This window comes from Paracidovorax wautersii (genome assembly GCF_900113035.1).
GTDB classification, from domain to species: domain Bacteria; phylum Pseudomonadota; class Gammaproteobacteria; order Burkholderiales; family Burkholderiaceae_C; genus Paracidovorax; species Paracidovorax wautersii.
Genome location: NZ_FONX01000017.1, coordinates 89,782 through 101,312 on the forward strand (window position 1 = coordinate 89,782; position 11,531 = coordinate 101,312).

Annotated in this window: 8 protein-coding genes and 1 pseudogene; 7 read left to right on the forward strand and 2 right to left on the reverse strand. The window is 62.6% G+C overall.

The window, feature by feature from the left end; translation table 11 throughout:
• Positions 1-65: 65 nt before the first annotated feature.
• Entirely contained in the window at positions 66-683 is a 618-nt protein-coding gene (locus tag BM070_RS20335) for a TRAP transporter small permease (protein WP_092941323.1), read from the forward strand.
• A 13-nt stretch (positions 684-696) separates the two neighbouring features.
• Positions 697-1,977 (forward strand): TRAP transporter large permease subunit, encoded by a 1,281-nt coding sequence (locus BM070_RS20340; protein ID WP_092941325.1) that lies wholly within the window; start codon positions 697-699, stop codon positions 1,975-1,977.
• 138 nt (positions 1,978-2,115) lie between these two features.
• Here the strand turns inward: BM070_RS20340 and BM070_RS20345 are convergent, their stop codons facing one another.
• A complete protein-coding gene (locus BM070_RS20345; protein WP_092941327.1) occupies positions 2,116-2,838 on the reverse strand; it encodes a pirin family protein in 723 nt (240 codons plus the stop codon).
• Positions 2,839-3,000: 162 nt separating this feature from the next.
• Between BM070_RS20345 and BM070_RS20350 the strand changes: the two genes are divergently transcribed.
• The 5 genes from BM070_RS20350 to BM070_RS24450 all read left to right on the forward strand — a co-directional run bounded on the left by BM070_RS20350 (position 3,001) and on the right by BM070_RS24450 (position 11,094).
• Positions 3,001-3,903 (forward strand): LysR family transcriptional regulator, encoded by a 903-nt coding sequence (locus BM070_RS20350; RefSeq protein WP_092941329.1) that lies wholly within the window; start codon positions 3,001-3,003, stop codon positions 3,901-3,903.
• 331 nt (positions 3,904-4,234) lie between these two features.
• Entirely contained in the window at positions 4,235-5,407 is a 1,173-nt protein-coding gene (locus BM070_RS20355; RefSeq protein WP_092941331.1) for a GGDEF domain-containing protein, read from the forward strand.
• A 462-nt stretch (positions 5,408-5,869) separates the two neighbouring features.
• Positions 5,870-6,655 carry a TIGR02391 family protein gene (locus tag BM070_RS20360; protein WP_217648959.1) on the forward strand — a complete coding sequence of 262 codons (786 nt, stop codon included), beginning with the start codon at positions 5,870-5,872 and terminating at the stop codon, positions 6,653-6,655.
• 629 nt (positions 6,656-7,284) lie between these two features.
• Positions 7,285-9,444, forward strand: coding sequence for a hypothetical protein (locus BM070_RS20365; protein WP_139222892.1), 2,160 nt, complete (start codon positions 7,285-7,287; stop codon positions 9,442-9,444).
• Positions 9,445-9,855: 411 nt separating this feature from the next.
• The gene (locus BM070_RS24450; protein WP_139222893.1) at positions 9,856-11,094 is read left to right on the forward strand and encodes a hypothetical protein; all 1,239 of its coding nucleotides are present in this window, start codon (positions 9,856-9,858) and stop codon (positions 11,092-11,094) included.
• Positions 11,095-11,364: 270 nt separating this feature from the next.
• Here BM070_RS24450 and BM070_RS24455 read toward each other — a convergent pair.
• Positions 11,365-11,531, reverse strand: a pseudogene (locus BM070_RS24455) (IS5/IS1182 family transposase); the annotation flags it as partial.

Consider the following 11,531-nt stretch of genomic DNA (forward strand, 5'->3'; position numbering starts at 1 on the left):
GCCGCCGCTGCACGCACGCACGAAGAACGGAACGGGATCGAACCCCGTCCACAAGGAGACGAACCATGAAACGTTGGATGGATGGCTATTGCCGGATGCTGGACTTCCTCATGGCCGGCGCGCTGGCCGTGATGGTGGCGATGGTGTTCGGCAACGTCGTGCTGCGCTACGCCTTCAACACCGGCATCACCGTGTCGGAAGAGGTCTCGCGCTGGCTCTTCGTCTGGCTGACCTTCCTGGGCGCGGTGGTCGCCATGAAGGACCACGGCCACCTGGGGGTGGACATGCTCGTGAGCCGGCTGCCCGACGCCGGCAAGAAGGCCTGCGTGGTCATCGGCCAGGTGCTGATGCTCTGGGTCTGCTGGCTGGTCTTTTCGGGCAGCTGGGACCAGGCCTGGCTCAACCGCGACGTGCCCGCGCCGACGACCGGCTGGTCCATGGGCGCCTTCTACTTCGTGGGCGTCGTCTTCGCCGTGTCGGCCGCGGTGTTCCTGCTCTACGACCTGTGGCGGGTGCTGAGCGGCCAGCTGCAGGGCGACGCGCTGGTGATGGTCAAGGATTCGGAGGAGACGGCGGAATTCGACGCCCTGCAGGCTCGCCTGGCCGAAGAGGACCGGCTGGCGGCGCAGGGCCGCAACGCAGCCAGCGGGGCCGCCCCCGGCCCTGAGGCCGGAAAGCGCTGAAGGAGGCCGCACCATGACCATCGCCGTCTTCCTCCTCTCGCTGCTGGGCGCCATGGCGATCGGCATCCCTATCGCCTTCTCGCTGCTGCTGTGCGGCGTGGCGCTGATGTGGCACCTGGACATGTTCGACGCCCAGATCCTCGCGCAGAACCTGATCAACGGCGCCGACAGCTTCCCGCTGCTGGCCGTGCCCTTCTTCATGCTGGCCGGCGAGATCATGAACACCGGCGGCCTCTCCAAGCGCATCGTCGATCTGGCGCTGACCCTCGTCGGCCACGTGCGCGGCGGGCTGGGCTATGTCGCCATCGTCGCGGCCTGCGTGCTCTCGGCGCTGTCGGGCTCGGCGGTGGCCGACGCGGCAGCGCTCTCGGCCCTGCTGATCCCGATGATGGTCGCGGCCGGCCACGACAAGGCCCGCTCCGGCGGCCTGATCGCCGCGGCCGGCGTGATCGGCCCGATCATCCCGCCCTCGATCGGCTTCGTGATCTTCGGCGTGGCGGCCAACCTGTCGATCAGCAAGCTGTTCCTGGCCGGCATCTTCCCCGGCATCCTGATCGCCGGCGCGCTCTGGACGACCTGGTGGTGGCTGGTTCGCAAGGAGCACATCGTGCCGCCGCCGCGCCGCTCGCGGGGCGAGGTCTGGCTCGCATTCCGCCAGGCCGGCTGGGCGCTGATGCTGCCGCTGATCATCCTCGTCGGCCTGCGCTTCGGCGTCTTCACCCCGACCGAGGCCGCCGTGGTGGCGGCGGTGTATTCGCTCTTCGTCGCGGTGGTCATCTACCGCGAGCTCAAGCCCTCGCAGATCTACGGCGTGTTCGTCACCGCCGCGCGCACCACGGGCGTGGTGATGTTCCTGGTGGCCGCGGCGCTGGTGTCGGCCTGGCTCATCACCGTGGCCGACCTGCCGGGCAAGGTGGTCACGCTGCTGGAGCCCTTCATCGGCAGCCCCATGCTGCTGATGGTGATGATCATGCTGCTGGTGATCGTCGTCGGCACGGCGATGGACATGACGCCCACCATCCTGATCCTCACGCCGGTGCTGATGCCGGTGGTCAAGGCCGCGGGCATCGACCCGATCTACTTCGGCGTGCTGTTCATCATCAACAACTCGATCGGACTGGTCACGCCGCCGGTGGGCACGGTGCTCAACGTGGTGGCCGGCGTCGCGCGCATCCGCATGGACGACGTGATCCGCGGCGTCTGGCCTTTCATGCTGGCCGAGTTCGCCATGATGTTCCTCATGGTCGCCTTCCCCGCGCTGGTCATCTGGCCCGCGCGCCTGCTCTACGGCTGAGGCGCGCAGGCCACCGGGCAGCTTTGGAGCGGCGAACAAAACCCAGCGAAGCGGTTCTGGCTAGGCGCTGCATCGCAGGCAGTACGAGTAGTACGACAAGATGCGGCAACGACGCCAGAAGGGTTTTGTTCGCCGCTCTCAAGGCATCGTCGGCAGCTCGTTCGGCCGCAGGTCGAAAACCAGCACCTCGGCGCCCTCGCCCCCGGTGAAGCGCAGCGGCCCGGCGTTGCGGATGCGGGCGCCGTCGCCTGCGTCCAGCCGCTCGCCGTTCACCTCCACGCTGCCGCGCGCCACATGCACATAGACGTGGCGGTTCGGGCCCACGGCCAGCTCGGCGGACTCATCGCCGTCGAACAGGCCGGCATAGACCCGCGCATCCTGGCGCACGGCCAGGGCGCCGTCATCGCCTTCGGGCGAGATGATCTGGCGCAGGCGCCCGCGCTTGTCGGCCTCGGTGAAATGCACCTGCTGGTAGCGCGGCTGGGCACCGCGCTGGTTCGGCACGATCCAGATCTGCAGGAAGTGCACGGGATCGGTGCCCGAGTGGTTGAACTCGCTGTGCTGCACGCCGCTGCCGGCACTCATCATCTGCACGTCGCCGGGGCGGATGACCGATCCCGTGCCCATCGAGTCCTTGTGTTCCAGCGCGCCTTCGAGCACGTAGGAAAAGATCTCCATGTCGCGGTGGCCGTGCGTGCCGAAGCCGTTGGATGGCGTCACGTGGTCGTCGTTGATGACCAGCAGGTCCGAAAAGCCTTGCTGGTTCGCGTCACGGTAGTGGCCGAACGAGAAGGTGTGGCGCGACTGCAGCCAGCCGTGGTTGGCGATGCCTCGTTGCTGGGCGCGGCGGATATCGAGCATGGTGTCTGTCCCTTCTTTCTTCATCGATGGAATTCACACTGAAAGAAAGCGCTTTCAGTGCTGCGATGGAAGAAGTATCGGCCTGCACCGCACCCTGCAGGTTGAAAGGTGTGGGCCGCCATCATCGATAAATTCGATGATTCACCACACCCCGGGAACCGCATGCTCAAACTCACGCTGGAAGCCATCGAACTGGTGGATGCCATCGCCCGCAGCGGCTCGTTCGCGGGCGCATCGGAACAGCTGCACAAGGTGCCCTCCACCATCTCCTACGCCGTGGGCAAGCTGGAGGAACAGCTGGGTTTCGCTCTCTTCACGCGCAACGGCCCGCGCGTGGCGCTGACGCCCGCCGGGCAGGAGCTGATCCGCGAAGGCCGCTGGCTGCTGGCCGCCGCGCGCCAGCTCGAATCGCGCATGCGGCAGGTGGCGACCGGCTTCGAATCGGAAGTGCGGCTGATGCACGATTCGCTGATCCCCACCGAGGCCTTCAACCAGGACATCTGCGCCTTCGAAGACCTGCAGTGCGGCACCCGCCTGCGCATCGCCAGCGAGGCCATGACCGGCACCTGGGAAGCGCTGCGCGAAGGCCGTGCCGACCTCATCGTGGCCGCCGGCGAAGGCCCGGCCGGCGGCGGCTACAAGGCTGTCGCGGTCGGCAGCCTGGCCTTCGCCTTCTGCGTGACCGCCACCCACCCGCTGGCCCGACTGCAGCGCCCCCTGACCCGCGCCGACCTGCTGGAGCACACGGCCGTGGTGGTGGGCGACGGCGCCCGCTCGCTCGCCGACCGCACGGTGGGCCTGCTCTCCGGCCAGCGCCGCATCACGGTACCGAACATGCAGGCCAAGATAGCCGCCCAGGCCGCCGGCCTGGGCCACGGCTTCGTGCCGCGCGCCTGCGTGCGGGTGGAGCTGGAAACCGGCGTGCTGGTGGAACTGCCCGTGGAAGAGCCGCGCCCGGACGAGACCTTCTGGCTGGCCTGGCGGCCGGAGCACGTGGGCGAGGCGCTCAAATGGTGGAGCCAGCGCTTGAACCGGCCGCTGCTGCCGGGGATTCTTCCGTATTGAGGGAGTGCGTTGGCGGGCTTGCACTGGAGGGCTTGCATTGGATGGCCCGGCAAGGGCCAGGCCTGCAACGCTTCAGCTTCGCGCCGCCCTCATCAGCCCCAAAGGCACTCGACGACTTCGGGTTTGCACTCTGCTGGATACTGTTCCATCCCCCCGGGACGGAGGTCCAGATCCTGGGGAAAAGTAAAAATCAGGGGCGGTTCAGGCACTTCACTTCGGGCCCGATTCCCGTCGCCGCCGAGCAGTCGCCCCGTCCTCGCGCATGGCTCCTGGCCGGGAAGCCTTCGCACGGAGCCCGGCCTGCCCGTGCCGATATATCCATCTATCGCCCATGGTTCTCGATCCTTTCACCCTGCTCGTCATCACCGCCGCCCTGGCGACCGCCTCTGCGCTGTACCTGGCTTCGGAGTGGAGCAGCGTGCGCGAGCGTTCGCTGCTGCTTTGGAGCGCGGGCTTCGCCGTCATCGCCGTCGGCAGCGCGCTCGCCCTGCTGCGCTCCAGCGGCTTCGTGTTCGTGGGCATCTGGTTCTCCAACGGCTTGCTGATCGTGGCCCACGCGCTGTTCCTGGCCGGCATTGCCGCGTTCAGGCGCGCCCGGCTGCCGCGCGCCGGGTGGTGGCTGCTGGCCGCCGTCTGGCTGGCGATGCTGTGGCTGCCCGAAGGGCCCTGGTGGTCCAAGGCGATGCTGGGCGTGCAGTCGCTGCTCGTCGCCGCCGTCACCCTGCGCGCCGGCCTGCTGCTGCGCCCGCAGGTCGGCTCCGCTTTAAGCGTGGGCGCGGCGCAGCTGCGCTTCGTCCTGTGGGCCCACGGCCTGTTCTACCTCACCAAGGCCGCTTCGGTGGTGGCGCTCGACGCATTCATCAACCTGGCCAGCTTTCGGGGCGTGGTGATCCAGGTATCGCTCGTGGAAGGCGTCATGGCGATCATGTTGCTCGCCATGTCCATGACTGGCACCGAGCGCTATCGCCGCGAGGAACGCATTGCGCAGATAGCAGCCCTCGACCCCCTCACCGCTTTGAACAACCGCCGCGCGCTCTACCTGAGCGCCCCGGCGCTGCTGCGGCAGGCTTCGCCCACCAGCCCGGGTGCCTTGCTGCTGATGGACATCGACCACTTCAAGCAGGTCAACGACCAGCACGGCCACGATGCAGGCGACCGCCTGCTCATCACGCTCAGCAACCTGATCCGCAGCACGCTGCCCAGCGGCGCGCTGGCCGCACGGCTGGGCGGGGACGAGTTCGTGATCCTGCTGCGCAATGCGTCGGCTTCAGCCGCACAGGCCCTGGGCCAGGAATTGCGCGAGGCGTTCGCCCAGCAGGCGAGCGCGATGTTCGCAACCCCGGAGCCCGTGTCCCTCAGCATCGGGGCGGCCTTGTTCGACCATCCTGAAGCCGAGCTGTCGCATTGGCTCAAGCGGGCGGACGAAGCGCTGTATGCGTCGAAGCGGAAGGGGCGGGATCGGATGGAGCTTGTCACGCCGACTCTGGCAGGGCGTCCGCACTGATGCGCATTGGCTTGCCGGACAGGGCTGTGGTGCGCAGCTGCCATCCACCTTCAGCGACGGCGTTCTGGCCAAAATGCTGCACGCGAGCTTGGGGCAATCCTTGATCACGTAGCCGTCACCGGAGCCTCGTCCGAGGTCAGCAGCAATCGCTGAAGAAGCGACCTTGGCGAGACTGCTTCAGGCTGGTGGCCGTCAGCCGCCAGTGGCCCTTTCGAGGTTAGCAAGGTCCGTCTCCCGCACGTCGACCCCGCCACCTTGAAAGTCGCACTGAAATTCCACGACGTCTTAAAAGCGAAGGCTCTGAGGCTGTGTTTCAAGAACCGGGGGCCCATAATGCTGCGAGTCTGAGGCGGACTCAGGTTGACTCCTATCAGTTATTGCTAGGGCGATGACTGCGCTCCAGAAAAAATGTGCTGCGCGCTGGTTACACACCAGTAAAACCAAGGAATGACTCCCCCTAGTATGAGCATGACTCCTGAAGATGCCGCTGAGCTAATCTCCATGTGCGACCGAGTGTCCGAAGACCTTCGGAGGTACGACAAGGGCGTTCCGTATGACGAGTTGAAAATTGGGACGACCTTTGCAACCATCGTTGAGCCGATGATTGCGAATGACGACCTCGTACCTGAGCTGAGAAAGGTCGTGCCGGCGACTGCTATACATGCGTTGAAGCGCGCAATTAGAAGTGTGAGTGGGACAACCTCTTACTCGCAGGGCACGGCGGAGCAGGCGTATGGCAATGCAGTCGCAATCATGAAGGGCGCGCTGCAGCGGTTGGTTCAGGCTCAAACTGCAACTGCAGAAGTCGCCGCAGAGAACACGGGGCCCGGTCCTCTCGCCGTGGCATCAGCCTTTCCTCGGGTAGAGGATCTGCTGCATCCAGCGATAGTTACGCATGCAGTTCCTCTCTTTCGAAATGGGCATTTGCGTGATGCTGTGCTGACTGGCGTAGTCGCCGTTTTTGACATGATTCGAGCGCGAACTGGTTTGGACCTAGACGGAAAAGATCTCGTAGGGCAAGCCTTCGGGATGAACAACGGGCGCCTCATCTTCAGCGAGGTCGACTCGCTTTCTGGGCAGAATGACCAGAAAGGCTTCATGATGATTTTTGAGGGTGTCTACACAGGCGTACGGAACGTAAAGGCGCATTCCCTCACCCACGACTTGACTGAGGTCAAAGCGATCCAATACCTGGTGACCTTGAGCCTGCTTGCGCGCCGGGTTGATGAGTGCAAACTGCGCGCATAGCCTTGCGTAGACGCGGCTGACTGCCAGATCAGTCGTGACAGTGTTGCACGGCCGCTTTCGGGCGTCGAATTCCACGGAGCAGCAGGACTGCAGACGCTGCCGAAGCGCCTACCAAGATGGCTGCTCAAGACCGGGTAGCTCCATCAAGTTGAACCAATCTATAACTGCTATCTAAAGCGCCGCCGGGTTTTGCGGAGTCTCTAGCACTGGAAGAAAGTGGAACCATGGACACGTCCCCACACTTTCGCCTGAGGTCCGGGAACGCCCACGAGACGCTGATCGCCATGCTGGCCTATCTGACCCGCATCACATGACGACGCATCTCGGTTCTGCTTCCCAAACGACTAGAACTGCCAACCACACGGTTGGGATGGCGATCTAGAAAAAACCAGGCAAAGAGCCTGGTACCAAGGGAAAATCCAGATGGGAATTTGGCACCGGCCCTGGTGAGAGAAAAGCAACCTCTGACTACAACAAGCGCACTGAGCAGACCGCCGCTTCAGCCTTTGCTTCTGCTTCTGAGCCCCGGCTGTGCACCTCCATTTGTGGTGCTTGCATAAACCAAAATATGACGTTACAAATGCGCTTGCCCATTTGAGGGAATTTCAAATATATAAATGGAGCCTAAGATGCGTCGTCTCATCAGTGTTGCGCTAGGGCTCATACTGACAGGCTGTTCTTCATTGCCGGAACATGTGAGCCAGAGCCTCAGTTTGGCCGAGGCCTGCCAGGACTTGGAGCAGAACAAGACTGCTTCGTTACCCATGTTGCCGAGCCAGTTCGGGGATTTGATCCAGGCCCGCCTTCGCGCGGAAACCTATTGCCTGTCGATCGATGGCGTGGGCGGCCTGCACTCACTCATCGAGTGCAGCTTGGCAGACCTGCAGATGAAGGTAAAGGTTCAAGGTGAAAGCGTGTCCAGCGTGATGGACACCGAATTGGCCAAACTAGCTGCAGCGGTCAAAGAACAGGACCGGCAATTGGCCGATGCTGGGAAGGATTTAAGGGCGGCGATCGTTGAGGTATGCGGCACGCCGCTCACGCCTCGCAACCTAGCATCCATCTCCCAATGTTACCTATCGCTGTTGCACGAGGCCCCGAATCGACCGGCGATCGCAAAAGCCCAGACCTCTCTAAGCGCAGCCTACAAGGCACTCGCAGAGACCAATTTGCGTGTGAACCAAGCCCGGCGTCAGGTGGCTGTGGTACACGGCGCAGCTGACACCGCAACCATCGCTATTGCGAAAGACATGGCGCAGTTCTCCGCTGCCGTAGATCGACATGTCGCGGATGCCCGCACGGCCTTGGCGGGGGACATCAGTGCTGCCACTGCAGACACCTTGCTGGCAAGCCTTGTCTATCAGCGAGCCTACCGGCTATTCGATTTCGTCGACCAGAGCCTGCATCCCATCGAGCTTCTGATTGACCGAGGTAATGCGAAACTCTATGGCACCGTTTCCCTTTCCATGGCGGCGTTTGGTACACAGATCCAGGAGAAAGTAACCTCGGGTATGGAGGGGCTCATTCGTGCGCAAGTCATGGCGGCTTACAAGGGGGGCGCTCAGACACGTTTGAATGATCAGGGTAAAGCAAGTCCTTTGTGGATCCCCCTAGGCATTGCTGCTTGCGAACGGCTGAGCGATCCGAAGGTGATCCGCAAGAGCCCGACCTTGCAGCCGTTCGTTGAGCATGGCCTTGCTCTGGCCGTAAAGAACGTTATGAACATGCTGAAGTCTGAAAGAAGTGAAGTGGTATTGGCTGCTTCGCAGGTGGCCTCTGCTCCTGAATCCGCCGAGAAGGCTCTGCCAACCGAGAAGGCCTCGCCACCAGAGGTGGCCGCCGACTATTCCCCGGGGCTGCGCCAGACCTATCTGTCGGCCCAGTGGGCAGTGCGCCAAGCAATGACTCCGACAACGGCAGCGCAGATGGTTGACGACAAGGGGGCTGTGGTGAGAGCAGAGTATGTGGTCGGTGCGGTCGACGAGGCCTTGATTCGTCGTTCCGCACTGGCGCTCAGTTCTTCCATGGCCATATCGGAGGATGCGCGGAAAAGCGGCATATCTTTCTCTCCGGGCATGGCGGTCAGCGCGGCGATGTCGCTGTCTGTCGCGCAGGCCACAGCCAGTGCGTCGGCCTCTGCGAACTCCAACTCCACGTCGACCAACACCCAGAACCTCTACGTGACAGCGCCTGCGCCCGCGGCGGCGGCGCCGGCCAAGGCGGCAAACCCTGCGCCTGTCGTGCCGTCCATGGATCTGTGCGCGGTCGCGCCGGCCGGTTCCAGGTGCATGCGCCTGGGCGACTCGGTGTTCCGCTTTGATGTCGGGCCCTTCGCTGCCAAGCTCTACAGCGACGAGGATCTTCGCCAGTCGCTGTTGCTGATCGCGAGCGCTGCCAAGGCCAGCGGGAATGTCTACAAGGCGGAAGTCATAGGGAATGCATCCGTACCCAGTTTCGATTGCAAGCAGCTCCAGCAGTGGCTTGATGGTGGCGATGCATCTGACCTTCAGATCACGTCGTCGGGATCGAATGGAGTTCAGACCTACAGATTCACCTCGCGAGAGGACCCGAATATCTTCCTGCCAGCTTCCTGCGCCCCCAATACCTCGCAGATCGATGGCAACCGTGCCTTGGCGCGCGCTCGTGCAGTATGGGCCGCAGGCGTGCTCTCCAAGGCCGCGGTGAAGGTCCCGGCGGAGGGTATCGCGGGGCAGGGTACCTTGAATGCTGCCAAGCGGGATTCTGCCAACGATCGCAACGTGAGGGTCGTGCTATCGGCGTCGAAGTAGCGTGCGTGAACCGTATGGTGATCACCTACCCCTCCGGCCAGGCCCGAGGCAAAGTACCACAGACAACGCGCTGGTCAGGCCGCGAGCCGCCTGACGTAAACCAACTGACCTTCGCGAAACCCTGGGCGCTTCAGTTTTGATGAGCGCCTGACCTAGCTGGTGCAGCTTGAGATGGCGCTGAAACGCCGCCCACGGTCAGCTGCAGCGGCATCCACGATGGCTTAAATACCCACTACGCACGCGGGCGCCGACGGGGCTCCTCACGCTGCAACGTTGCCGGTCGATTTTTTCCACCGAAGGACTGCTTCAGGCTGAAAACGGACGTTGGGCCATGATTTGAATGACTGCCTAACTGCTGAGAGCGATCTGACAAATAAGATCGGGGGTTTATCGTCGTCCTCAAGCCCCACGATGCAGCGAATCGTCTTCTACTCATGGCAATCGGACCTGCCTTCCGCCGGCAACCGAAATCTCATTCAGGAAAGTTTGGAGCGTGCAATTCGTGCAATAGGCCGCGACCATGATGCTGGCATACAAGCAGTACTTGACCGTGACACAGCAAACCTGGCAGGGTCTCCCGATATCGCAAATAGCATCTTGGCAAAGATTGCCGTCAGCGATGTCTTCGTCGCCGACGTGAGTATCGTGAACGCTAGCGCAGCCCGTCCGAGTCCGAATCCTAACGTTTTAGTGGAGCTTGGTTATGCCATCGCGGAGCTCGGATGGGAGAACACGATCCTTGTACAAAACGGCGTCTACGGTGGGCCGGAGTTGTTGCCGTTTGACCTGCGGGGGCGCCGCACGGTTGTGTATCACAAAGCTGGTACTGACCAACCGGCGGAGCCACGCGCCCTATTGCAAGGTCGGCTTGAAACGGCCCTCCGCAGCGCACTTACTACCGATGAGGTAGGCAACCTTCCCTCGGGAGCTAATGCTCCGGTTTGGTGGGGGCGCTGGACATCGCGCTGGAATGAAATGGCTGGGGGAAACCTGTTCATTAGGGAAGTCGGCCCGCGTGGGTTCCTTTTCGACCTTGCTGTGTTCAACGGCGCACACCATGGTCGCATAACTTCTTACGCGAGGCTTCTTTCGCACGATCTTGCATTCGCAAAGGTGCCAAATGGACCAGGCGAACCGGCTGGTGAACTCGTTTTTCGGCGCAAGCACAGTGAGGCTGGGCGCGCTATCGAGATCAATGAGGCGGCGCGCTGCCGTTACTGGGGCGGCATGCGGGCTCATTTCAGCGGAAACTATATCCACGAGTCGGAGCCCTGGTTTGAGAGCGGGCTCATGAATGAGCTGGAACTGGCGCGCCTCTATCAACTTGTCGGCGAGTACATGAGCTCTATGCGGACATGCACATCAGACATTGGCTTAGGCGAATGCGCCGACGGGGAAGGGATCACGGTCGTTTGGGGCGGTGTGGCAGGCCTTTATACCCAAATGGAAAGCATTGTCATGTTCGATCAGTTAGGGCAAATGTGGGCCGCATACATAGATTCAGAGGAGGACTGCGTGCGTTACTTCACTAATGTGCCAGACGCCCGCGGCACATTGCCAGCAACGATCGAGAAGTGGCGAGAAAACTTCGCAGACAAGACCGTGCGATATTGCGACCCTGCGCGAGTGGTGCCCGTTTCGTCGATGTAAGCACCAGATTTTTCTTGGCAATCTTGCTGAAAGCACATCAACGCATAACCAGGATGCCCCGCCACAGTTATAAGCGGCCTTTCGGCAGCACGACGGATCGACTGCTATCGCTGGAGGCCGTGTGATAACGCACGGAGAACTTACCTCGCAGCAGCGCTACTCCGGCCCACAGTGGCTTACTCGGATTGGCCGAGCCTGCGATTCGTCTGAGGGGTCTTTGAGGTACCTTCGGACGGCCGATTCCCGCTTACAGCGACCCTTTCGGGCGGCCTAGGCACCCGAAAGGCGCATTGCCTTCATTGTGTTTTCGAAGCCCAGGATGCTGAGGACGCGTTTGAAGTTGTACGCCAACACGCTCAGGCTCATTTCGGTGGACACGTTCTCGATGCCTCGAGTCAGGAAGTGCGTCCAGCCCATCCAGTGCTTGAGGGTGCCGA